The following is a 25,850-nucleotide window of genomic DNA, read 5'->3' as shown; positions in this document are numbered from 1 at the left end:
GTTTTTGGAAATCGTTTACACGATGTTCGCTGAAAATTTTTAGAATTTTCAGGGTTGGATTTATGTTACTGTTCAGTTATCAATGTTCATTTTGTCCTCTCTGCTTTTTAGCAGTAGAACTTCTCAATAGTATCATACTTCGTTGTGTTTGTCAACAACTTTTTTGATTTATTTTTTTGTCGTTGTTGCGAATGACTTACTGTCTCACAAGCGACTTGAATATATTATCACTATGGTTTGGTTTTGTCAACAACTTTTTTGACTTTTTTTGACTTTTTTCATTTTGTTTTTTTTGACATCTTTTTCATTATTGCATTTTATTTTCTTACAACCCCTTTTTAATCCTTCTTTATAATCAAAACACTATATGCATCTTACCAACCAAGTTCTAACAGCCAGTTATTAATTTTTCTTTCTACTTCTTTTTCCGAATCATTCTCTGTATTACCGTTATCATATTCACCCTTTATATTGCCGTCCACAATATATAGAATTCTTGAACATTTAGCTGCAACCTTCGAATCGTGTGTAACCATCATTATCGTTGTTCCCTCTTTATTAAGTTTAACTAATTCATCCATAACTTCATTAGCTGCAGTCCGGTTTAACGCGCCTGTTGGTTCATCAGCAAATAGCAACTTTGGTTTATTAATCATACTTCTGCATATTGCTGCTCTTTGCAATTGTCCTCCTGACACTTCATTTATATCATTATCTGCCACCTCGATAATTCCAAGTTTATGCATCAATTCTTCTCCACGTTTCATTTTCTCTTTACGTGTTTCCTTAATCTTCTTGCTTTGAATGGCAGGCAGCACAATGTTATCAAGAATTGTTAAATTCTTCATCATATACATCTGTTGAAATATGAATCCCATTTCGTTAAGTCTTAACTCAGCTAAATCTTTGTCTTTTAACTTAGTAATATCAGTTCCATCAAAAATAACTGTTCCACTGGTCGGATTATCCATACCTGAAACTGAATATAATAAAGTTGATTTTCCTGACCCTGACGGACCCATTATAGCCACCATTTCTCCATCATTAACTACAAACTCAACATTTCTTAAGACATTATTCTGCCTTTTATCAATCACATATGTTTTACATATATCTTTTACTTCTAATAAATGTCCCATATTTAAACCTCTTTTCTATACATTTTTAATTGTCATTTTACATTTTCTATTCGCAAATTCTATCTTAATTATACATTTTTACTCATCACATTTTTTATTCTATATTAGATGTGTCTTTACACTTAATTGTCTTTGTATAAACAGATACGATAAATGCTATCGCAAATGTCATCAACAAAATAATAACCGGATATAATACAAATATCTCTAATGGTTTAATATTGTATATAATATCCTTTGCACCCATCATTCCAAATATTGGTGTGATGCACAATCTAGTCATTGGTATGGATATCGCACCTGCTAATATGACTGCTATTAAAGACACGATTCCAAATCTATAAGTATGCCACTTAATTATCTGGCTGTCTTTAAAGCCTATTGCTTTAAGAAGTGCAATCTGACTTCTTTCATCTGCTATAAATGCTCTCTCCATTAAAATCGTCACAAGAACCACAACAATTAACGTAATAATCAACACCATATACTGTACAGATTCTAATGTATCCACAGATTTAGTAGATTCAATACAATATTCTGTACAATTCGTAACATCATCATTGTTATACAATTTCTTAATTCTTTCTTTACGCCTTTCTATTTCTTTTTCAGACGGATTATCCGTAAAATTAATCTGAAAACTGAAAATACTTGAAGCATATCTTAAGTTAGTAGGAGCATCACTATGAAGTCTTATTAATTCTCCAAGCTGGTTCATCGTCTGGAAATATGCTGTTATAATACAATTTCTTTGTTCATTTCCATAATCAATCGTAATCGTATCTCCTATTTTCACACCAAGTTTCCTTGCAATCTGCTTTGTAATTGCTATTTCATCTGCATTTTCAGGGGCATATCCATCTAAATATTTGTAATCAGACATTTTCGTATTATATCCCTGCTGGCATGTTATTTTATAACTACTTCCATTTGCTGTAATTTTATACTTGAATTGAACCTCTACCGCAAGATTTGCAGGCATATCCTCTTCCTGTAATCTTTCAGCCTGTTTACTCAGGTATTCATTAATCGCATTATCTTCATCTACTTTTGTCATTAATTCCATAGCTTTATTGGTATCTGTCATATACAAATCACTCTTTGTCGCGAAGAAATCAATTAGGTTATCACTTTTCATTGTATTAGTTGTATTTACAATCATAAGCACTAATAAGGTACAAATAAGAAATGAAGCTATAATAGTTATAAATCTTTTTGGACTGCTAAGCACATCATTAATTGCCATATACATTGGTGTACTTGTATGGCTTTTACCAATTCTATATAATGATTTCTTACTATATCTCTCGCCTGTCTGTCCCGACCTCACTGCATCTACAGGTGACATTTCCTTCACTCTTCCGGTACAAATAAATGCAAATGATACAATTATAATTACAACTGCTAACGCACCCAGAACATTAGTTAATATACCGATTTTATTACCTAATACCATATCATCACTGACAGATTTCAATAACATATTGCCAAACGGAATACTTATTATAAAGCCAAGTGCTGCACCAGACAGCGATAATATAAGATATTTAACAATATAGATACTTCTTATCTTAAAATTCTTAATACCTATGGCTTTCATAACGCCAATTTCTCTGAATTCTTCTTCAATGGTAAATGTAATTGAGAATTTCAATACCACAAAAGATACTATTATAAGACATATACTTAAAACGAGTATAATAAAAGCCACTATCATGTCAAGCACATAGCAGTTTTTAATTAGATTGTAATCTCCATCAAATGCAACATTGGGAATATCTGTAATTATCTTTTCTAATCTTTTTATGTCATTAGTCTGTATATATGCAATCTGCCCCCGGTAATAATTATTTATAGTTTCGTCCATACACATTTTCTTAAAATCATTGTTATTCATAATAATACGTGTATTTCCCATAAAACCGGAACCTAATAATGCATCTTTTGCCTTACTATCAATTATCAATGTCATATCTACACTTTCAAACTGTATGTGTATTTTGTCACCCTTTTTTAAATTATTGTCTTTCATAAAATTACCCGTAACATATATATGTCCCTCTTCTACTTTGGTAATTTTCTTATTATCAAGATTAAAATATGATAATTTAGATTCATCTATTGATTGAAATATAACAGAACCATCAGCTTTAGTTATCTCATCTTTTTCATTAAGCAGATTATACTTAGAGCCATATAATACATTTTCAAGCTTATAGCTCTTAACGGCGGCTTCGCCATCTAAGTACTCATCTAATCCCTTTTTCGAATTACCTCCACCCATAGTCAAAATATTATAGTCTCCGATGCCTGCCTTATCGAAATAATAATCAGTCCCATTAACTACACTGATTACATTGTTAAGACCGCTTGCTACAAATATCGTAGCGAGACAAATAAACAGAAACAGAATAATATTTATTGATTTTTTACGTTTTAAATCTTTCTTTAATATTCTGATAAACAAATGCTTTCTCCTCTCTATTTATAAACTAATTTTTAAAAACAACTTGATTATACAGAATAAATTATTAAATAATCCTTAAATACAAATATTTATGATTAATTTTCCTGCCTTTAGAAAACTTGGAAAAGCAAAGTAAATATGTACGTGTGAAGTTTGAGTTATCTTCATATATTTACTTTGCTTTTCTTACTACTACGCCAACCTTGAAAATATTATCGTTAATATCTGCAAAGACTTCTCCGTCCATCTTTAACATAAGTTGTCTGCAGATATATAAACCAAGTCCGCTTCCCTTTATATTATGGCTGTTACTTCCACGATAAAATGAATCGAATAAGTATGGTAATTCCTCTTCGTTTATTGAACAGCCGGTATTAGAAATATATATAAGCCTGCAATCTTCTTCATCTGCAAATGTAATTTCTATCTGTTTACCATCACCGTATTTGATAGCATTTTCCATAATATTTTGTATTACTTCTATTACACGCTCACTGTCACCCTTACAGATGCAATCCATATATTTCTCAATTTTTAATTCTGTATGCTTTATACCTAATTTATCTATATAGAATTTCTTAACGGACTCCATTATCTGCGACAGATAGAATTCTCCTGTTTCTACCTGCAGCTTGAGAAAATCTTCTCTTGATGCATTGATTATTTCATCAATATATCTCTTAATTTCTTTTGCATTTTTATCTATTCCGTATAATGCTTCCCTCTTCTTACTCTCTGAAGTGTATAGTTCTTTTGTTAAAGCATTTGTATATAATTCTATGGCCGATAAAGGTGTCTTTATATCGTGTGACAATGATAATACAAGTGTCTTTCTTTCCTTTTGGTATTCTAATTCTCTTTCCCTTGCTGTTTCTAAATTCTCTCTTAACATATCCATTCCCCACAGGAATTTACCAAAATATTTTCTCTTCTCTGCTTTGACTGGCATAGAAAGATTTCCCTTTGCCAATGACACTGCTAATTCTTCCATTTTATTAAATGGTTTTATAATTCTCATATTTATATAAAGCATTATCACTAAGGTAAATATAAGCATACTTCCGACTATAATATTCATATACAATACTAAATAGTTGCTGCTAACCCTCTTATATTCAATTCTATATAATTTATCTCCTGCCTTTTCTACCACGTAAGCATTATTGCATATTTCCTCTGCATTAAATTCACTTACTCTTATTATGGTTTTATATCCTGATAAATCAATATGATTAACATCTTTATTTTCTAATTCATTTGCAATTCTTTTGGATTCTACTCTGTATATTCCATCATTTTCTCTCTTATTTCTGTAATACATAACATTTCCAATTACAATTATAAGTATCTCTATTAACAGAACCACCAGAGTAATTCTTCTAAACTTATTCAAATCTGTACCCTACCCCCCAGGCTGTAATAATATGTTCCGGCTTCTTTGAATCTTTCTCTATTTTTTCACGAAGCCATTTTATGTGCACTGTCAATGTCTGTAATTCAGAATCGCTGTCGCTTCCCCATATAGTATTGAAAATATATTCTTTCTTAAGAGTTGTATTCTTATTCTCTATTAACAGCTTTAATAACTCAAATTCTTTCTCTGTAACATCTACCATTTCTCCATCAACAATAAGACTTTTATTAACAGTATTAAGTATCAGATTACCCTCTATAATCTCTTCCTTGGCATATTTTCTTTTAAATATCCCCCTGATTTTAGCAAGCAAAATGTCAATGTCATATGGCTTTTCTATATAATCATCTGCTCCCAGATTTAATCCTTTTAATTTATCGTCTTTATCCGTTTTAGCGCTCACTATAATAATATGTGAATTGGATTTTTCCCTTATTCTCTGGCATATTGCAAAACCATTTATTCCCGGTAACATTATATCTAAGATTACTAATTTTGCACCATATCTGCTATAAATATCCAATGCTTTTTCACCTGTATCTGCCACACTTACCACATAATTTTCTTTAACCAGAAAGTCTCTTAATAGTCCACTTATTTCCGGATTGTCTTCTACAATTAATATATCTAACATTTATTTTTCCTCTATTTTATTCTTATGTTTTTTTGTTGCTATATTTTTTATTCCAAATATATACATATTGAAATGGACTCCTTATCTGAATATATCACATACTAATATTAACAATTCTAATTTATAATTGCAATATATCTATAATATATAAGGACTAGTCTCAATTATATTTTGAACAATTAAAACATAATTAGGACCAGTCCTTATCTTATACAAACAGATATACTAACTTGTATTATATACTGTTTGTATCTATTCTATTTACATGTATTCAGTTTCTATACTTCCTATGACGCACTCTTTGTTGTCTCTTTAGATTCGTCTTTTTTATCAGAACTCTTAGTTTCTGAGTCTTTCATAGGCTCTGTTGTCTCTTCATTTACAGTATCTTCATCTGAATCAGTTCCTTTTAATACATCAACGATTGCTTTAAGGTCTGAATCTTTTTCACAAGCTTCTTCTAACTCTTTATCAACTTTATTAAATAAGTCGGTAACATTCTTACAACTTCTCATCTTTAAAATATATTTATAAATATCACTGGACTTATCATTTACGACTACGCATACCTTGTAATCTACTTTAGATGCTTCAGTAGCATCGTCTACAATATAACTTGTAAATAAACCAACTGTAGGTGTCTTTATCGATTTAATAGTTACCTGGAATTTATAATGTACTATATATTCCTTAGCTTTCATTCCTTTCTGGATATAACAGTCTGTTACCATAAATGACGAACCGACTACTAATTCAGCATATGCCTTTACCTCATCACATTTTTTCTTAATCTCATCATCTGTAATATCATCTGAATCAGCTATAAGACTTCTTACCACATTTATATCTCCTGATTCTAAAGCTGCATAATAATTATTAATCACATCAATAAATGGTGTTGTATCTACCTCAATAAACTCCCCGCTTAACTTAGTTGCTGCATTCACATCGTCATTCTTATCTTTGTTGCCTGCATCTACTGCCAATGCAATTATTAAAACAATAAATAAAAATGCTATCGCTGTCCCAATTGCAAAATTCCTGGTATTATTTCTGGCTGCTAACTTTAACTTATCCATAAAACTAAGCTTGTTCGCATCATTTGCAAGTCTCTTAGGAGCTTTCTTCCTTATTCTTTCATTAGAAATATTATCTTCTTTATTAAGATTAGCAAAGAAATCAAGGTTTGCCTCTTCCTCTCTACTATCATCTGAGGCCTCTGCATCTGACTTCTCCGAATCATCATCTTTACTTTCTGGCTTCTTAGATAAATCTTCTTTTTCCTCTACTTTATCTTCAGCAATGAAATTCTTATTATCTTCATCATTTTCTATATCCACGTCAACTTCATCATCAAGATAATCTAACTCGTCTTCCTCAATTTTCTTAATATTTTCATTCATCTTTTGTATTGCTTCTTTATCTTCTTTAATGAGACTTTTAACCTTTGATGACATATTCTGTTTTTTCTCTATCTCATCAAGTCTCTCTAATATTTTTTCACATTCTTCAGTATCATTATCAATTATTACCTTTTTTTCTATATTATTAACTGTATTGTTACTTAAGTTCTTCTTTTTATTTTTTTTCGAAGCCATTTCTTGGTCCTCCTCGATTTTTCAAAATCTATATTCAAATATTCTATTTATATTAACTGTATTTTTTGTCAATCACAATTAATTTTATCAAATCATAAGAGAAAATGCAACAAAAAGGTATTCAAAATCAATTAACGTTAATGACTTCCATTAAATTAAATTGATTTACTGAATACCTTTTTTTGAATTTAATATTTATCTGCTAAAAATATAAATATTTACTAAATGTGTAATTAATTATTTGAGATAATGATTAAGTACTAATTAAACAATAATATATAATCACTGTCATACTCTCACATCAAAACTACTGCTTAACGACATAAAAGTTAATCTTACTACTTGTCCATGCATCTGTTTCATATTGTATCACTACTTCTTGTGCATCAACCGGAACTTCAAATACAACATCTCCTTTAGTTTTCATGCCTTTTGAAATTGTTGCACTTAAATCATTATCTAAAACATAACTCATGTCAGCACTATAACCATCTGCATAACAATCAAAATCCATATCTGAAACATATTCGTCATCTTTACCAATATTTTCAAATTCGAAGCTAGCTTTGATAAATTTTTTACCCTCTGCCGGCTGTTCAAACTCATTATCAGATATATAATCTTCTACTGATAAAAATGAAATTCTTAATGTCTTAGTCTCTACCACATCTCCTGCAAAGAACTCATTTTTCTCTTCTGATTCAGTTTCCTTACCCTCTGAAGTGTCATCATTTGGATCATCCGAATCATCTTTCGAATCATCTTTTGAATCATTTTTAGATTCATCAACTTTATTTACTTCTCCTACCTTCTTAGGGGTATCATCACTTTCACTTGTACACCCTACAATTCCCATTGCCAGAATCGTTATAATAGCAATTGATAACCATTTTAATTTTCCTTTTTTCTTGTTTTCCATAATTTCCTCCTTTGATTGTAATAGCTATAACCATCACAATAATTAATATTTGATTACACGATTATATCAAAGAAGATTTAGATTTTAGTCCTCTGTATAGCGGACAATTATATTATCAATAATGCCATTATAACAAACAAGCCCAGACTATAGGATATTACATAAACTAGACTCATAATTATATTAAGTAATCCCTTTTGTCTTGTTCCCGGTAATTTGTATCTTACTCCCCGGTAATTCCCAAGATATGTAATACTTCCTATAATTATTACAAAAATAAATGTTCTTAATAAATATAATTTACCATTCGTAAAATTTTCACCTGTATTACTATCTTCTATTACCAGTCCAAATGATACTATACCAATTACTATATAACTTATAGTTGCAATTATCATCTTCCAAAGCTTACCGGTTCTGTATCCTACAGGCAGATATGTTCTTAACTCGTCAATTAGATTCTTATCATTTCTTAAATAATTATTTTTAGACAAATGTATGTATGGCTTATTTATATTAGGGATATAGTTTTGTAAATATAGAAATTGCAGGTTTCTTTTTAATTCATTTACATTTTTATACCTTTTATCAGGTTCTAGCATTATGCATTTCTTAATAATCTTAGTAAGCGTCTTTGAATCATTTCCATAGATTCTATTCTTAGGTACCTCACCCGTCAGCATCACATTTAACATTATACCAAGTGCATATATATCTGTTCTGGCATCTGACTGTCCAAAACCATACTGCTCCGGTGCAGCAAATTCCTTTGTTCCCATAAGATATGTATCTTCAACCTCTCCTACAACATTTTCCCTTGCCGCATCAAAGTCTATAAGTTTCACAACCTCATCATTACTAATCATTACATTCATAGGCTTAATATCTCTATGTATTATCGGAGGGTCAAATGAATGTAATTGTGATAAAATATCACATAATCTGCAAATAATTTCCACCGCTTCCCTCTCATTAAATAATCCATTTTTCTTCTGATATTCATATAAGGTTTCACCATGAATATACTCCTCTATTACAGTTAATTCTTCTCCATCTTCAATGCACAAATATATTTTAGGAATATCTTTTATATCTAATTCCATTAACCTTAACAGAAGTTCTCTATTAAATAATTTTACCTTTTTCTTTACATATATTTTGCCATCGTTAATGTTCTTTACAATATAGCTTTCCTTACCATCACATAATTCAGTAAGTTCTTTATAACATGAAAGCTCATACTCTTCCTCTAATGTCATTATCTTGCTTCCTGGTATATTGTAATTCATCTGTTCAAAAATATTTACAAATATACACTATCCTTTCTTTCCTACACTACTTTTCATTCTACTTTTTAACAACTATAATTTAGTATAGCATATATTTATTTTATATTATATAATTAAACATATATTTTTAAATTAATTGTATATTTTTTAATTAAATGTATATTTTTTAATTAAAATCGTTATAGTTTTATAATTATAAATCCTTATACTTTATCTTTAATACTGTAAAAATACGAATGGAGACCGAATAAATTATGAGTACAAATATGATGCAGCATCCAACGACTTCACTTTTAAATATCTTAAATGAAACTCCTATAAATGACATTGATGAATTTGTTGCGGAATACGGAGTTGAATTTAACACAGGGGAATTTTTTTCTAATTATATGTATAAACACAACATAAAATCTTCCGATATTGTTAAAAAATGTCAAGGATATCTATCAAAATCATACATTTATGACTTATTAAATGGTACAAAGGCAAATCCTTCACGCGATAATGTAATTCTGCTTTGTATTGCATTTCAGATGGATTTAAAATCTACCAGAAGAACTTTAGAAATCTTTGGTCACAGAGAACTCTATCCCAAGGATTCACGCGATGCAATTATTGCAATATGCATTAATAATGGCATCTATAGCATTGAAGAGATAAATGACAGGCTTTTTGAACATAATGAGCCAACTTTCTAAATGACTTGACGTTTTTGCATTTTTTATTTTTCTGTCATTCTATTCAATCCTCACACACCTGTTATCCTGTACTTTATATACATTCTTTGGCATTATCTGTTAATTAACGCCTTAAACTTCTTGAAATTTTTCATACAATAATATAAAATAACCTGTATGCACCCGTAGCTCAGTGGATAGAGCAATGGCCTCCGGAGCCATGTGCGTGAGTTCGATTCTCATCGGGTGTATTTTTTATGCCATCTTATCTTCATTTTCGCATAAATATACTAATTTTTCACCATAAGTCTCTTCGTAAATCTTTTTCCAGACTTCATAATTCTTATTTCTCATATATTCAATATTTTCAGCTTTTGTCTTACTGCTGTCCGGATAAATAGGTTCTCCTATATGAATTGTATATTCCTGAACATAGAAACCGTCATCATCTAGTACATCGCTGTCCTGCATTGTTATAAAGCAAGGAAGTACCGGTACATTGGCTCTCATTGCAAATGTATACGCACCTTTCTTAAGTGGCTTTGGTTTCTTATAATTCCACCACATACTCTGTTCAGGATATATCAGCATAAAATCTCCATTTTGTAAAACTGTATCAAGTGATTCAAAGAACTTCTTCATTGTATCCTTATTCGAACTAAGCGGAAATGTATAACAGTTTCTCATAAGTAATCCATAGAACCCTGAGAAATTCGTATAATTTCCCTCTCTTATTACTCTATAGAATTTTCTGTTCTTCTGTCCTGATTCTTCATATGCTATCTGCATTGCAAAACTGTCTAATGCATTAAAATGATTGCAGGTAATTATTGCACCTGAATTAAGATTCTTAAAGTTCTCAATTCCCTTTATGTCATGGATAATGAGCTTTTTATTCTCAAGCATATTATTCATATAACTTCTTGCAATTCTATATGTGAGTTTTGTTTTAAGTTTACTCTTGAATTTCTTCTTAAGATAATCTATATCTTCAGGAAGTAATTCTTTCGTAGGTGGGTCTTCTTCCACATCTACATCGAATCTTCCCTCACTCTCAAGTTTGGCAATCTTTCCTAAGACTTCTATTCTGTCTCTTGATTTTAACATACCACTATTAAGAAGATTAAGATAGTTGTTCTCTTTAGCAATTTCGTTTAAAGCCGTCTGATACAGTCTGTCACACGAATCATTATCTTCTTTTCTCTGCTCATCTGTATAACTTTCTAATTCTTTACTAATCTCATCATATACTGCTGTTTCCTTAGCATATTTCCAGAAATGATTTGCATATTTACAATCTTTGTAATGCCATGGTTTTGATACCATAATATAATGAATTATCTTGAATTCACTTTCATCATATGTAATATTTCCATACACTTCTGTGTTCCATTGTTGTTCTAACCAAAACACATTATCCTTGCAAATAAGGTTAAGATAATCTTCGTCCTGTGTTACAACGAAATTATAATCATATAATAATTCCACAAATCTGTCTAATGCCTTATTATTTCTAAATTGCTCGCAATTCATAAGAAGTATTCCGGCATTAAAATAATTATTTCTATCTATTCCTAATACCTTTTCAACGTATTCACCATACACATCTGTCTGTACCATTACCTGGTCTCTTGCCGCGCCAACATATTTATCGCCGATATCGTGATTATACAACTCGGAAATATCACCTAATACAATGGTATCACTATCAATATATATTGCCTTATCATATTCAGGATACATTTCTGCAATAAACATTCTGTAATATGTTGTTTTAGAATAATAATCACGTATTGGCAATTTTCCGCTTATGGACTTAAGATAATCTGTTACATCTTCAAATAGAATCTCAAAATTATCATTTTCCATATCTAATACGATTTTCTTCATTTTTTCTGAAATATCTGTATTTAAAATATGAATTACATATTTATATTCTTTTGAGGCGTTTTCCATAATTGATTTCAATGATACAATTGTATATTTTACAAAATTGTCATCACATGAAAAGAAAATTGGAATAATATTTTTGCTCATTAGTAGTTAATCTCCTTTACTTTCTCTCTCATATTTATTTTTTAAATATATATACTCATAGAGAATATCATCGAATACATAGTAACCAAATACTCTATGTATGTCACTGACTCTCCATTGCTTTATATTATCAGTATGGGGATAAGGTAAATAAAATAGCCTTTTTGAAAAATGTCTTACCACTGTATGTTTATGCAGAAACTTCTGGTCGTTGAATCTCTGTGGAAGCATTTTCTTCTTCGTTGTACTTCTATATACGGCGCTCTGGTCTGCGAAAACTAATTTTTTCTCTTTAATAAGCTTTCTGGACTTCTCTAATAATCCTGTTTTCCGTATTTTTTTCATATTAAATAAAAGTACACCAGCATTGATATAGTTAGGATTAAGTAAATATTTACCATAATGGTCTCTGGCAGCAGCATATTCATATTCAGTTATATCGATATCATATAACAGTCTTATGTCTCTGTTAAATAATATATCGACATCAAGATATAACAATTTATCAGGCATATCAGGAACAATATCTGCAAATAGCCTTAAGAGTGTATAGGGTGAGCAATATGCCTGCTCATTAGGGCAATATGCAAATTCCTTTTCATATAACTCAGTCACATCTACCTTAACCATAGAATTTTCAACATTATATTCTTTAACAATTCCATCTAAAAATTCAATCAGTGGATCACTTATAGGTGTATACTCAGGCATTACTCTTGTCGCATCCATCGTATATACATAAAATCTAAATGGTTCTTTGGTATCTGTTCTCTTTAGTATTGATAAAACACACGTAAGAACACCGTCAAATACCTTTTCATTTCCTGAAAATAATACATTAATCATTATTCTTTTCAACCTTTACATATTTTATCATTTTCACATTACTGTTCTTAGACCGTTCTTTCATCTTTGCATATATCATATCCCTTAGCTGCTGTTTCTTCTCTCTGTCGTTCTTATCAGCATCAGCATAGAATGGTCCATCAATATATGTTACAAGTTTCGGTCTCTTTGAGAACCGTCTCTTCTGATATGTATTTGTAAGACAAAATGCCATCGCCTTACTCTTAACCGGATATCTGAATGACATATTTCTAAATGGTCTTATATCAGTATAATATGGCCAGATATGTGCCTCCGGATATATCATTATACATTTATCCTCTTTAACTTTTTGTTCTATGGCCCTCATAAAATTCTTTGTAGCATCTATATCATCTGGAAGTGGTAAAGCCCCTAAGCTTGGAGTAATTCTTCCTAACAAAGGCATTGATACATTGTTAGCATGTACAATAACTGAAACTTCTCTTGGGAAATTCGCAATCGTAGGTATAAGTGCATCTGCAAGAAAATGTGTATGATTACCATATACAAAATATGGCTTGCCCTTAGCTTCCTTTAATACTTTCTTATTAACAATTTTATGATGAAAATATATCTTAAGATAACAAAATGCTAATGGTGTTGCTAATATTCTATACCAGAAAATATGTCCTATTCTGCTTAGTATTCCTTTTCTAATATATCTGTAATTACCATCAATCTTCTTTGCAACAATATCATCCCCTGCGAATTCGTCATTCAGTTCATCACTATAATATATTATCCTGTCCTTTGTTTCTTTATTCTCTTTTAACATACTTCCTCCAATATATAGTACAGAAAATAATAAGTTAATTTTTCATACTCTCACTATTCTATTATAAATTTGTATATTTGTCTATACTTTTATGTAGTTTTAATAACTATATGTCATAGTGTATGTATTTCATATATTTCTTTGGCACAAACCTTGAATCAAACTATTGATTTTCTAATTTATATAAGAATTACCAGTTATTGGATAGGTGTATAAAATGAATTCATATACACATAATAAAGTCATAGTATGACTATAGATATTATATTAATTATAAATTATTTATTAATCTAGTTCTTAAATAAAATTAGCAATTAATATATATCTTTCTTATAATCATATTATGACTTTATATATTTGTTAAATAAATATAATTCTGTTCTAGCAATCTCTTTTTTATATTTTCTGCATTAACATTATTATTCTTTATTTTTTCTAATATAAAACTATATATTTTTACATTATTACTTATGTTATCTGCCTATAAGCACACCTCTCTTCTATCTCTGCTATAATAATATACGTGGTCTGAAAGTACATCTATAGCATCTAATTCTTTCTTATTAACATCTTTAACCATATTATCAAGTTCTTTCCGGTCAATATCATCAGTTGCTGGAACAATTATTATCTCATGTACAGAACTTGGTAAAATAAATAAATCTTTTTCTAATTCATTCGCAAAATCCTCAATCACATTATCATATAGCATACATATTGCACCATTTGTTTTCTGTTTATTCGTCAGTACGTACATTGCAACTTCATTTCCTGCACTATTTATATCTTTAAGTAATCCATCTGCTACTATATCAGGACTAGGCATATTACAATTCATATCATACCTATCATCTTTTTCATATATAGTCTGCTGCAAATCACTAATCAGCATTTCTCTGATAACATCATTCATATTCTTTAATTCATATGGCAATAATTCAGGTGTATTAGCCTTTGCAACCTTTAATAGCTCTGCTTCATCTATTTCCCACATTTCCATATGTACATTGTGTATTAATGCTGTGGCACTACCTAACAGCTCATCATCTAACAAACAATAAAATACTATTGATAAATCCAGATACTCAAAGCTCGGAATCTCATTTAATAATTTCTCATTTGACTTAGTATTAATTAATTTATACACTATCCTTTTACTAATTTTGTTATAATCTTTAAAAATATCTACGTTAAAATTTATTTTTAAACTATGTTCATTATATAGCTCGTAGATTTCTTTAATTATCTGACCCTTGTCAGTTCCTTTCTTATATTCTTCATAATAAGAATTCAGATATATCGTTGGAGAAACATTTGATTCTTTATTTATTACAGTTAATGCCTCTAATTCTATGTCATTATTCTTAAGCACCTTATGTGTAGATACTATGCAATCATCGCCAAGTACATCTTCCATACCCTCTCTTACATAGTTCACAAATTCGTCATAGTTCATATAATCTCCTTATCCATTGTATTGTAAAGCGCTCCACTACTTAATTTTATACAATATATTTAAGAAAATTTCAATTAACATTTTGCAACAAATTATTAGTATGTTGTACAACACTTTGTACAATACACCAACCCATATGTATCATATAGTTACTTTGTAATTTTAATATGTCAATACTTTCTTATGGAAATTATATATATTTATAATGAATTTTTGGTAATATTGTATATATGTTTTCGATATGAACTCTTTTTTTCTCTTTCATTCAAAAAGGATTATATAATATCCATTCATTATTTATAAAAATGCCTTAAAATCAAAGAAAAACCCCACACTCTTTACAGAATGCGGGGTTAAAAAATGCCTTATTTTAAACTCTTGAAAGATACTCGCCTGTTCTTGTATCTATCTTAATCTTATCGCCCTGTTCAACGAATAATGGAACATATACTGTAGCACCTGTTTCAACTACTGCTGGTTTTGTAGCACCTGTAGCTGTATCACCTTTGAAACCTGGCTCTGTATCTGTAATCTCTAATTCAACGAACAATGGTGGTTCAATAGCGAATACATCACCGTTATGTGAACAAATTTTAACCATATCATTTTCTTTAACGAATTTAAGTGAATCGCCAACATTATCAGCATTTAATGCGATCTGGTCATATGTCTCAACGTCCATAAAGTGATATAAATCACCATCTGAATATAAATACTGCATATCCTTTCTATCGATTCTTGCCTGTGGACATTTTTCTGTAGGTCTGAAAGTTTTTTCAACCACACCACCGTTTTTGATGTTCTTTAATTTTGTTCTTACGAATGCTGCACCTTTACCTGGTTTAACATGCTGGAATTCAATAATCTGATAGATATTGTTATCCATCTCAATTGTTATACCATTTCTAAAATCGCCTGCTGATATCATATAGATATTCCTCCTTAAATTAACATACAAATTAAACTAATTAAGTTGTCCGATTATTATATCTGACATAGGAACGTATGCTTTTGCACACTCCACGAGCTTTTGAATTATAAAAAACTCAATAACTTTATTTATTCTATAATATTATTGACATTTTTTCAACTATTTTTTAGCAAATTCAACTAACTTTGACTGAATTTCCTTAGAAATATCTGCTATCGACTTATTATCAGTCTCAATAATAATATCTGCCACTTCTAGATATCTGCTTTTTCTCTTATTCATTAACTGTTCGATAAATTCAACATTCATATTTCCATTTAAAATAGGTCTGTCGTTACTATTCCTGACTCTTTCATATATTGTCTGTGGTGTTGCTGTAAGCAGAACAATTACTCCATTTTCTTTCATATGCTCTACATTTTCATCTTTAAGAACTGCCCCACCGCCACACGATACTATATTTCCTTTATTTTTCATAATCTCAATGAGACATTCAGTTTCAATGGTTCTAAAGCCCTCTTCACCATATTTATCAAAAATCTCCGATATTTTCATATTCTGGCTCTTAACTATGTAAGCATCCATATCAATTTCAGGAAGCGACATATCTTTTGATAATCTTGTTGATACAGTTGTCTTTCCAGCGCCCATAAAGCCTATAAGCATAATATTATAATCTAAATTTTTCATTTTAATCTCCTTTTACAGGCACTACACATTTTCTCAACCATCTCTGTATAATACTCTGCTTCGTTATGTACTTTTTCTAAGAATTTTTTTAATTCACCTGACTCTACCTGTCCCGGTGCTGATGCTTTTCCAACAGTTCCAAATGTAATGGTACTTCCACTAATCTCACCTACAAGCCTGCTTATCTTACCATCTTCGCCCATAGACATTGTTACAACAGGGATAGCTAAACATTTATCACTTGTAACTGTGGCATAAATTAATCTGTCCACATCTGACTTATCTTTTGGCATTACAGCTATCTTAGCAATATCTGCTCTAAGACTTTCCATCTTCTCAAGTCTTTTAATAATCTCTTCGCTATCAGGTGTCTTTTGAAAATCGTGATTTGACATAATTACCTTAGTATTTCTACGGTGTGCAGCGTTTACAATTCGTTCTACTGCTTCATCACCTGTAAACATTTCCACATCAATTATATCTACATTTCCATTTTCTAAGATATCAATTATAAGTTTCTCATACTTATCTCTTGATATTTCTTCATTTCCACCCTCAAAGCCTGTTCTGAAAGTAACGATAACACATTTATTTGTAATATCTTTGATTATTTTTAAACCGTTTAAAATATTTTCTATATCCCTGCTCTTATTTAGGAAATCTATTCTAAATTCTACCAAATCTGCACTGGAATCAGCAATTTTAACAGCCTGATTTCTTATTTCATCAATGTCTTCTGCCACAATTGGAACGCATACTTTAGGTAAACCCTCTCCAATTACGATATTGCCTATATGCAATTTCTTCATCTGTCTATCTGCCTTTCTGAAAATCATATTTATTCATAATATACCACAAGATTAGTTTTATGACAATTAACAACTAAATGTAATAATATGCTAATCTGATTATTGACATTAATTCTAACTGGGCTTACTATTAATTATGATTTGAAATTATTTACGTTTATATATTAATAATTATTCTATATAAATGTTAGAACGGAGGAAACTATGAGTACTAATATAACAGGACATACTACACTTACAGGATTACTTGGAAGTCCGGTTGCACACAGCATTTCACCTATGATGCATAACGAAGCATTTAATTTGCTCGGACTTGACTATGTATATTTATGCTTCGATGTTGGCGTTGATAATCTTAAAACTGCCGTTGATGGATTAAAGGTTATGGGCGTTCGTGGCTTCAACTGTACAATGCCTGACAAGAATCTTATGTGTGAATTAGTTGATGATTTAAGCCCTGCTGCGAAAATGATTGGTGCTGTCAATACAGTTATTAATGAAAATGGCAAATTAACAGGTCATAATACTGACGGTGTCGGATATATGCAGGCTGTTAAAGATGCTGGGCACGATATCATTGGTAAAAATATGACTTTACTTGGTGCTGGTGGTGCTGCTACAGCTATCTGTACACAGGCCGCATTAGATGGTGTTGCAAGCATTAACGTATTCAGCATTAAGGATCAGTTCTTTGATAGAGCAAAACATTTAGTTGATAATATTAATGCCAGCACAAACTGTAAAGCAAGTCTTTATGACCTCGCTGATAAAACAGAACTTAATAAAAGTATTGATAACAGTTATATCCTTACAAATGCAACAAGTGTCGGAATGGCTCCAAATACTGACAATTGTATCATCACTGATGAAAGCGTATTAAGAAGTGATTTGATTGTTTCAGATGTAATTTATAATCCAATGGAGACAAAATTGCTTAAGATGGCTAAGGCTCATGGCTGTAAGACATTTAACGGATTATATATGTTATTATATCAAGGTGCTGAAGCATTTAAAATCTGGACAGGACAGGATATGCCTGTTAAAGAAATCAAAGCAAAATATTTTGATAAATAATTCAATATTATTTAAAATATCCGCCTGTAACACAACATTATTAATCTTATGTGTGCTACAGACGGACATTTATTCTAAGCAATTCGTTCCATTTTATTTATTAGATTTTCTTAATTCTCTTCTATAAGTCCATAAAACAATTTTCTCTAAATAACGTTTTAACACAATCTGTATCTCTTCTTTTGGATGAATTGGTTTCACAAGGATTGTATACATATTTACCCTGTTTGCACCAAATACATCTGTAAATATCTGGTCTCCAACAAACATTGTCTCATCTTTATCAGTTCCTAACACATCAAATGCCTTAGTATAACTTTTCTTAGATGGCTTATGTGCATCATAAATATATTTTGTACCTAATTTATCCGCAAATGGCTTAACCCTGTATTCTTTATTATTTGATATAAGGCATGTCTTAAAACCGATTTCTTTCAAATGCTTAAATAATTTAATAACTCTCTCATCTTCCGGTGCTCCATGAGGCACTAATGTATTATCCACATCAAATAATATTCCTCTATATCCTCTATTATAATATTCCTGAAAATCTATTACATACGTGCTGTCTTTATATTCATCAGGATAAAAACTTCGAAATATCTTCATCGTTCCTCCATAAATATTCGTCTGAAATTACACTTTTATAATCATTTGTAAGTTTAATCTCATTATCATATTTTTATCACATATTTTATATCACAAACTTATAAATCCAGTAATAACTTATTTATCTAATAATTTCTTTATCTCGTCCATAAATGTATTAACATCTTTGAATTCTCTATATACTGAAGCAAATCTTACATAAGCAACTGAATCGAAATCTTTTAATTTATTCATAACCATTTCTCCGATTTCGTTACTGCTTACTTCCTTCTCATCACGATTGAAAATATTGTTCTCAATCTCGTCAACTATATCTGTAATCTGCTTCATTGATACAGGACGTTTATGGCAGGAACGGATTATTCCCGCTTCTATCTTAGAGCGGTCATATGGTTCTCTTGTCTGGTCTTTCTTAATTACTATTAGTGGTAATGTTTCTATCTTCTCATAAGTAGTATATCTTTTACCACAATTTTCACATTGTCTTCTTCGTCTAATTGAATTGTTCTCTGCCGGTCTTGAATCTACTACCTTTGTACTTTCTTTATTACAATATGGACACTTCATATTTACCTCACTTCTGAGCTATTTATCAATTTTAATAAATCTCTTAAAATTTTGCTATAATTATAAATAATAAACCTTTTTTGGTCAAGTAAAAATGCCCTGTAAAATTAGTATTTGCTGATTATATTTTTCTTTTTATTACTTATTATTTCTCTATCTAAGGTGGTTTATTTTGCTGACAATTCTTTTTCCCCTAATATATCAGATAACATATCAAAATTCACATTTTTTAATTATATCATCTTCTTTAACCTGTACCAGGATGATTTCTTCTCCCACCTGCTTTATGCATCTGAAAGGAATTACATACTCTGTATCTCTCCCAAAAAGACCGCATAATTTTGGTATCCCCGGTACAATAATTGCAATTATACAGCCATTTTTCATATCAAATTCTACGTCTGATACGCAACCTAATCTCTTGCAGTCACATTGATTTATGACTTCTTTTTCCCTAAGTTCGCATAACCTCATAACTAACCCCATTTCTGCTTTCAATTCTGACTCAAATAATTTCTCATTGACTTCAGTGCGTTTTTCTCTAACCTGCTGACCTGTGCCTGGGATATTCCTATCTCGCTCGCTACCTCCATCTGTGTACTGCCTTTAAAAAAACGCATTTCTATAATATTTCTTTCTCTGTTAGTAAGTCTCTTCATTGCATCGTTAAGTGCCATTTTCTCGACCCAGTTATCTTCCTTATTATATTTATCACTTATCTGATCCATTACATATAAAGTATCTCCACCCTCGGAATATACCGGTTCAAATAATGATACAGGACTTTGAATGGCATCAAGTGCATATACTACTTCCTCTTTTGTGAGTCCGATTTCTTCCGCTATTTCTGTAACAGTAGGTTCTTTGCCAAGCTTCTTAGTAAGCATTTCCTTTGAATATATTGCCTTATAAGCTATATCTCTTAAAGAACGACTTACCCGGATTGAGTTATTATCTCTTAGAAATCTACGTATCTCACCCAAAATCATAGGGACAGCATATGTCGAGAACTTTACGCCTACACTTCTGTCAAAGTTATCAATTGCCTTTATTAATCCTATGCAGCCAATTTGAAATAAATCATCAATATTTTCATTGTTTCCGGAAAATCTCTTAGTTATGCTAAGTACAAGTCGTAAATTTCCTTGTATAAATTTCTCCCTTGCCTCTTTGTCTCCTTTCTCAATTCTATCCCATAATTCTTCCTGTTCTTTACTTTTTAAAAGTGGTAATTTTGCCGTATTTACACCACATATTTCAACCTTATTATAAAGAGACATATCCCCATTCCTCCATCATTTTATTTCTCTTTAAAATGATTAACGAAATAGGGATATTTTATACTGTTCTATATATTATTTTATTTGGAAAAAACTTCCACATTGTGCCAAAGCGGACCATCACCACTGCCTAGGTTAAGCCCTGCATTTATGGCATTATATACATAATTTTTAGCATTTTTTATACTGTTATACACGTCTTCCCCCATAGCAAGATTGCACGCAATTGCTGATGATAATGTACAACCTGTTCCATGAGTATTATTATTATCTATTCTCTCTGCCCTGAACCACTTAACACCATCTTTATCATATAATAAATCATCCGCACACGTAGCAAGATGTCCACCCTTTATCAAAATGGTATTATTGTTTTTTTCAAATATCTTCTTTGCGGCAGTAACCATATCATTTACATCTTCTATCTTAACATCACTAAGTACCTCTGCCTCAGGAATATTCGGTGTAATTACTGTCGCCATAGGTATAAGCCCGTTAACTAAGATATCCATTGCATCATCATTAAGTAACATACAGCCACTTGTTGACACCATTACCGGATCTAAAACTATATATTTCGGTTTATAATTCTCTAGATATTTAATAATAACCTTTATAATTTCTACATTTGATACCATTCCTATTTTGACTGCATCAGGAACAATATCATCAAAAACTGCATCTATCTGTTTACCTACAAATTCAGGTTCAACATCATATACACCGAACACACCTTTTGTATTCTGTGCTGTTACTGCTGTTATTACACTCATTCCAAATACATTATGTGCCGACATTGTCTTTAAATCTGCCTGTATTCCTGCACCACCACTTGAATCTGAGCCAGCTATAGTCAAAACTTTTTTTACTTCTTTCATATTCATCTCCATTCTATTCTACTTCATAAATAATTTTATCATTTTTACAACTAATGGTGTAGTCTCATAAGACATAAGTGTTTCTCTTGCTAATACCGGGTCGTCAGTAATTATCATGTCTGCACCATTTTCTATCATATCATTTATTGCTTCTGCATTATTTACTGTCCAGACATATACATCTTTACCGGCATTATGTGCATCATCGATAAGTTGCTCTGTTGCAAATGAATAATTTATACTAAGTGCATCTGCATAGGTTACTCCTGAGAAATCTCCATATGCAACATGAAGTATATATCCCGTCTTAATTTCAGGGTCGCTGTTCTTAACTTTCTTAAGTGCTTTTGCCTGAAATGAAGTAACTACACAATCGTCTTTCATATCATATTCATTAATAATATCTACTACTGACTGCTCTAGGTTTTTCTCATGTCCGGTTAATTTTATCTCAATATTTAATTTAAGTCTGCCCTTTGCCATCTCCATAACCTCTTCTAGAGTTGGTATATGAGTATCCTTAAATTCATCTGAAAACCATATGCCGACGTCAACATTTTCTATTTCTTCATAGTTGACTGTCCATATATTATTCTTAATACCTGCCACACGTTTCAAATTAGAATCATGAAGTACAACAACTCTTCCATCTTTTGTCTCCTGTACATCTAATTCAACATAATCAGCTAAGTTATCAATTGCCGCTTCAAATGCAGGGATTGTATTTTCAGGTGCTTCAGCTGAATATCCTCTGTGTGCTGCAATCATTGTTTTCTTTAAGAACTGTACATTTGAAGAACCTCTGAATATACCAAAATCAAAATTAATATATATTACATTCATAATCGTAGAGATAACTACTACAACCGATAATATCTTCTTGAATTTCGACTTTGAATATTTCTTTTTCTCAGCGAACTTTGGTATTACCATTTCTTCTCTGATTTTATGCTTTCTTGCAAAAAAATATCCTGTAAAATATGCAAATGTAACAGGAACAATCATACACAGATAAATCGTCTGCCCTATCTGATAAATGATTTTTGCCACATTTAATGAAATATTATATGCAAGTTTCTTCTTAAGTATAAACTTTAAACTATAAGTAATTATCGCATTTATAAGCGTATATGAACCGACTAAAACTAACAATAATATTGCCTGCCACAACACAAAACCAATTATTAATCCAAAATATTTCTTTCTATTCAGATTAATACTGGCTTTTCTTGAATTTTTGAAATTCATCTTCTCAGTTGTATAGTAACTTATACAGTTAATCCATCTCCATGCAAATAACGACAACACAATATATGCAACCAGAATGATTAATGTTATATGTTTCTTCGTATTTAAGAATTCTATTACAAATACAGGAATCTGCATAGATGTTGCATAACTTGATATGGCTGCCATATGTGTAATTGGAAGAAGTAATAACACAAAGCCAATCATAAGGATGTTATTAGGATATATCAGCCTTAATGCTGACATTGTTCCTGTTTTAATCATATCTACTACAGAAACCGTTCCTCCATTATACGATACATTATAACAATGAACTATCGCACTCATCTCTGCTAACGAAAATATAGCCATTAATAAAAGTACAATGAAAAGTATCGCAATGGTGGTCGGCTTCAATATGAAATCTACCACTCTTGCATTAGTAAGATAATTTATCCCCGCAAGTCTTAAGGCAATCTGTACAATTTTCACTAAAACAGGGGTAAATATGGCGGTTATGAACACTTTATATATTGCTTCAAAAATTATAATAGACTTGATATTTTTCTTTAACAGATGAAATGCAATCTCAAATCTGTTTCTTCCGTTTTTATCACTCTTATCCATCATAATTTTTTACCTAGAAATCTTGCTCTTCTTATATATGCAAATGTCTTATCTTCACCTTTTTCTGCCAATATCGTAAGTAAATGTTCTAACTCTCTGGAGGTTTCAGGTTCAATATTTCTTCTAGCCTTACCATTATTAAAATATTGTAACGGACAAGTATCATTATATGCATCACCTTTATATATCTTACCTGCTGCAATTCTGTCACAAAACATTTCTATAACATATCTCTTAGGCATCCTGACAGGAGTCATCATTCTTGTTTCAGGATTATAGTCTGTCCAATATTCAAAATGATGCTTATTTCTGCCTTTATGATGCATCCATGCTTTCGAATATCCGTAGTCCTCCCTCTCTCCTTCGTTAGGACTTCTTGTTCCCTGATAATGCATTACGCCTACCCAGAATTCCGATGGAGAATATTTTGACATATCATGCATTAATCCCTGCCAGAAGATTCCTGCCCTGAAACAATTCTTCATTACTTCATGTCTATGTCTTGTAATTGTTGTAAAATGTCCCTTTAGATTATATATAAACTGCTTAAATTCCATTTTTTAGCCTCTTTTCCTTTTAAATCACGACAATCAAATCTCGTTAATTAATCCATAATTAATTCATTCATAATCAATTAAATCGTAGTTAATAAATATATTTTCATAACTACCTAAAAATCAAACAGCTAATAAAGCGCCTAACTCCTTTATTAGCTGTTGATTAAATATCCGTATTTATTAATTACTAATTTTTAGCTGAAACCATCTTCTTGGTAACTGTATTATTTGTATATAAATAATCTGTAGCTGCATCTCTACGCATATCAAATAGTAATTCTTCTTTAGTATACTTAGATGATACTTCTTCTACTGTACCAAGATTGTACTTTTCAACATATTCCTTAAGCTTTTCATCATAGTTATCATCTGTGATATCGATACCTGCATCTTTAACAAGTGCTTCAAGAACTAATGTCTGCTTTGTCATATTAACTGCCTGCTTCTGTAAATCTTTGAGTGATGAACCTGCTGCTGAAAGATAAGCCTCTAATGTTGATCCAAAGTATGATGCATAAGTTTTATAAGACTGGCAAAGTGCATTGTAATTCAAATTGTATACAAATGCAGGGCAGCCTGTAACTTCTGATGCCTCAACAACTTTATTAATAAGCTCTGACTCTGCTGTTGTCTTAGCTGAATCTGCATTTTTTTCTTCAAGCTTTTTCTTTGTTCCCTCTTTATATGCATCTAATGTATCATAGTCTGTTTTCTCAGCTATAAATGCATCTGTAACTTCAGGAACTACCTTCTCCTGAATAGATTTAAGAGTTACTGTATATGTAACATCTACTTTTTCTGTTTCTGCATTCTTATCTGTACCAGACTCTGTATTAACATCTTCCTGAACGGTAAATGTAATTGAACCATTAATTGAAAGACCAACTAATTTATTCTCAAATTCCTCGCCCATATTTCCTGAGCCTAAATCTACTGTATAATCTGTCTTAGTTTCATCATCCTTACCTGCCTGTGACTTTATATAATCAATCTTCACTCTGTCACCTGACTGTGCATTTCTGTCTGTAATATCGTTATATGTTGTATTGTTTGATACAAGTGAATCTAACTGTGACTGAACATCATCATCTGTTACTATTGTGACGTTTTCATCAACACTTAATCCTGTATATGTACCAAGTGTTTTAACATAATCATTAATATCGTATTCTACAACCTTTCTGGCTGATGCATTGTTATCTTTTTTGCCACAACCACTAAACATTGTAAGTCCCATAACACCAACAAGTGATAAAACTGCAACTTTCTTTATATTGTTTTTCTTCATTGCTATATTTCCTTTCAATACACGTATTTCATATTCAAGTA

At 30.9% G+C, this 25,850-nt stretch carries 24 protein-coding genes and 1 tRNA gene; 3 read left to right on the top strand and 22 right to left on the bottom strand.

Features of this window, described 5'->3' with window-relative positions; all coding sequences use genetic code 11:
• Nucleotides 1–374 precede the first annotated feature (374 nt).
• From OCV48_RS10655 to OCV48_RS10625, 7 genes are all read right to left on the bottom strand, one after another.
• Nucleotides 375–1,139, bottom strand: coding sequence for an ABC transporter ATP-binding protein (locus OCV48_RS10655; RefSeq protein ID WP_021981967.1), 765 nt, complete (start codon nt 1,137–1,139; stop codon nt 375–377).
• 94 nt (nt 1,140–1,233) lie between these two features.
• Complete coding sequence (locus tag OCV48_RS10650) at nt 1,234–3,606, bottom strand: ABC transporter permease (protein WP_147591900.1); 2,373 nt, start codon at nt 3,604–3,606, stop codon at nt 1,234–1,236.
• Nucleotides 3,607–3,778: 172 nt separating this feature from the next.
• Nucleotides 3,779–4,999 carry a sensor histidine kinase gene (locus OCV48_RS10645; protein ID WP_147591899.1) on the bottom strand — a complete coding sequence of 407 codons (1,221 nt, stop codon included), beginning with the start codon at nt 4,997–4,999 and terminating at the stop codon, nt 3,779–3,781.
• Nucleotides 4,992–5,654, bottom strand: coding sequence for a response regulator transcription factor (locus OCV48_RS10640; protein WP_147591898.1), 663 nt, complete (start codon nt 5,652–5,654; stop codon nt 4,992–4,994). Before OCV48_RS10640 ends, OCV48_RS10645 begins: the two co-directional genes overlap by 8 nt.
• Before the next feature lie 287 nt (nt 5,655–5,941).
• The gene (locus tag OCV48_RS10635; RefSeq protein WP_147591897.1) at nt 5,942–7,252 is read right to left on the bottom strand and encodes a hypothetical protein; all 1,311 of its coding nucleotides are present in this window, start codon (nt 7,250–7,252) and stop codon (nt 5,942–5,944) included.
• A 307-nt stretch (nt 7,253–7,559) separates the two neighbouring features.
• Nucleotides 7,560–8,171: a DUF4352 domain-containing protein gene (locus tag OCV48_RS10630; RefSeq protein ID WP_147591896.1), complete on the bottom strand. Its 612-nt coding sequence runs from the start codon at nt 8,169–8,171 to the stop codon at nt 7,560–7,562.
• 107 nt (nt 8,172–8,278) lie between these two features.
• A complete protein-coding gene (locus OCV48_RS10625; protein ID WP_021981961.1) occupies nt 8,279–9,430 on the bottom strand; it encodes a serine/threonine-protein kinase in 1,152 nt (383 codons plus the stop codon).
• A gap of 284 nt (nt 9,431–9,714) precedes the next feature.
• Here OCV48_RS10625 and OCV48_RS10620 point away from each other — a divergent pair, with 284 nt between their 5' ends.
• The gene (locus tag OCV48_RS10620) at nt 9,715–10,158 is read left to right on the top strand and encodes a hypothetical protein (RefSeq protein WP_021981960.1); all 444 of its coding nucleotides are present in this window, start codon (nt 9,715–9,717) and stop codon (nt 10,156–10,158) included.
• A gap of 158 nt (nt 10,159–10,316) precedes the next feature.
• Nucleotides 10,317–10,388, top strand: a tRNA-Arg gene (locus OCV48_RS10615).
• Nucleotides 10,389–10,392: 4 nt separating this feature from the next.
• Here the strand turns inward: OCV48_RS10615 and OCV48_RS10610 are convergent.
• The 7 genes from OCV48_RS10610 to aroD all read right to left on the bottom strand — a co-directional run bounded on the left by OCV48_RS10610 (nt 10,393) and on the right by aroD (nt 17,702).
• A complete protein-coding gene (locus OCV48_RS10610) occupies nt 10,393–12,174 on the bottom strand; it encodes a glycosyltransferase (RefSeq protein WP_021981959.1) in 1,782 nt (593 codons plus the stop codon).
• 6 nt (nt 12,175–12,180) lie between these two features.
• Entirely contained in the window at nt 12,181–13,020 is an 840-nt protein-coding gene (locus tag OCV48_RS10605) for a glycosyltransferase (RefSeq protein WP_021981958.1), read from the bottom strand.
• Nucleotides 13,013–13,816 carry a lysophospholipid acyltransferase family protein gene (locus OCV48_RS10600; protein ID WP_021981957.1) on the bottom strand — a complete coding sequence of 268 codons (804 nt, stop codon included), beginning with the start codon at nt 13,814–13,816 and terminating at the stop codon, nt 13,013–13,015. Before OCV48_RS10600 ends, OCV48_RS10605 begins: the two co-directional genes overlap by 8 nt.
• Before the next feature lie 481 nt (nt 13,817–14,297).
• Nucleotides 14,298–15,272: a DUF5688 family protein gene (locus tag OCV48_RS10595; protein ID WP_021981956.1), complete on the bottom strand. Its 975-nt coding sequence runs from the start codon at nt 15,270–15,272 to the stop codon at nt 14,298–14,300.
• Between the two features lie 370 nt (nt 15,273–15,642).
• Nucleotides 15,643–16,200 carry an elongation factor P gene (gene efp, locus OCV48_RS10590; RefSeq protein ID WP_021981955.1) on the bottom strand — a complete coding sequence of 186 codons (558 nt, stop codon included), beginning with the start codon at nt 16,198–16,200 and terminating at the stop codon, nt 15,643–15,645.
• 162 nt (nt 16,201–16,362) lie between these two features.
• Nucleotides 16,363–16,893 carry a shikimate kinase gene (locus tag OCV48_RS10585; protein WP_147591894.1) on the bottom strand — a complete coding sequence of 177 codons (531 nt, stop codon included), beginning with the start codon at nt 16,891–16,893 and terminating at the stop codon, nt 16,363–16,365.
• Nucleotides 16,890–17,702, bottom strand: coding sequence for a type I 3-dehydroquinate dehydratase (gene aroD / locus OCV48_RS10580; RefSeq protein ID WP_262559640.1), 813 nt, complete (start codon nt 17,700–17,702; stop codon nt 16,890–16,892). Before aroD ends, OCV48_RS10585 begins: the two co-directional genes overlap by 4 nt.
• 204 nt (nt 17,703–17,906) lie before the next feature.
• On the opposite strand from aroD, the gene OCV48_RS10575 reads away from it, so the two are divergent.
• On the top strand, nt 17,907–18,776 hold the full coding sequence (locus OCV48_RS10575) for a shikimate dehydrogenase (RefSeq protein WP_021981953.1): 870 nt from the start codon (nt 17,907–17,909) through the stop codon (nt 18,774–18,776).
• Nucleotides 18,777–18,869: 93 nt separating this feature from the next.
• On the opposite strand, the gene OCV48_RS10570 is transcribed toward OCV48_RS10575, so the two are convergent.
• The 8 genes from OCV48_RS10570 to OCV48_RS10535 form a co-directional block, all read right to left on the bottom strand.
• Nucleotides 18,870–19,385: a YqeG family HAD IIIA-type phosphatase gene (locus OCV48_RS10570; protein WP_021981952.1), complete on the bottom strand. Its 516-nt coding sequence runs from the start codon at nt 19,383–19,385 to the stop codon at nt 18,870–18,872.
• A gap of 117 nt (nt 19,386–19,502) precedes the next feature.
• Nucleotides 19,503–19,952, bottom strand: a complete 450-nt coding sequence (gene nrdR, locus OCV48_RS10565; RefSeq protein ID WP_021981951.1) for a transcriptional regulator NrdR — start codon at nt 19,950–19,952, stop codon at nt 19,503–19,505.
• A 213-nt stretch (nt 19,953–20,165) separates the two neighbouring features.
• The gene (locus OCV48_RS10560; protein ID WP_021981950.1) at nt 20,166–20,450 is read right to left on the bottom strand and encodes a PRC-barrel domain-containing protein; all 285 of its coding nucleotides are present in this window, start codon (nt 20,448–20,450) and stop codon (nt 20,166–20,168) included.
• Nucleotides 20,447–21,232 carry an RNA polymerase sporulation sigma factor SigG gene (gene sigG / locus OCV48_RS10555; protein WP_021981949.1) on the bottom strand — a complete coding sequence of 262 codons (786 nt, stop codon included), beginning with the start codon at nt 21,230–21,232 and terminating at the stop codon, nt 20,447–20,449. Before sigG ends, OCV48_RS10560 begins: the two co-directional genes overlap by 4 nt.
• Before the next feature lie 80 nt (nt 21,233–21,312).
• Entirely contained in the window at nt 21,313–22,110 is a 798-nt protein-coding gene (gene thiD / locus OCV48_RS10550; RefSeq protein WP_021981948.1) for a bifunctional hydroxymethylpyrimidine kinase/phosphomethylpyrimidine kinase, read from the bottom strand.
• Between the two features lie 18 nt (nt 22,111–22,128).
• Nucleotides 22,129–23,967, bottom strand: a complete 1,839-nt coding sequence (locus tag OCV48_RS10545; RefSeq protein WP_021981947.1) for a glycerophosphodiester phosphodiesterase — start codon at nt 23,965–23,967, stop codon at nt 22,129–22,131.
• Nucleotides 23,964–24,521 (bottom strand): DUF5662 family protein, encoded by a 558-nt coding sequence (locus tag OCV48_RS10540; RefSeq protein ID WP_147591892.1) that lies wholly within the window; start codon nt 24,519–24,521, stop codon nt 23,964–23,966. Before OCV48_RS10540 ends, OCV48_RS10545 begins: the two co-directional genes overlap by 4 nt.
• Nucleotides 24,522–24,708: 187 nt before the next feature.
• Nucleotides 24,709–25,809, bottom strand: coding sequence for a trigger factor (locus OCV48_RS10535; RefSeq protein WP_147591891.1), 1,101 nt, complete (start codon nt 25,807–25,809; stop codon nt 24,709–24,711).
• Nucleotides 25,810–25,850 lie beyond the last annotated feature (41 nt).

This window comes from Bovifimicola ammoniilytica, from assembly GCF_025567085.1.
GTDB lineage: Bacteria > Bacillota > Clostridia > Lachnospirales > Lachnospiraceae > Bovifimicola > Bovifimicola ammoniilytica.
The sequence above is the reverse complement of the archived record's forward strand: the minus strand, read 5'-3'. Positions and strand labels throughout refer to the sequence as shown.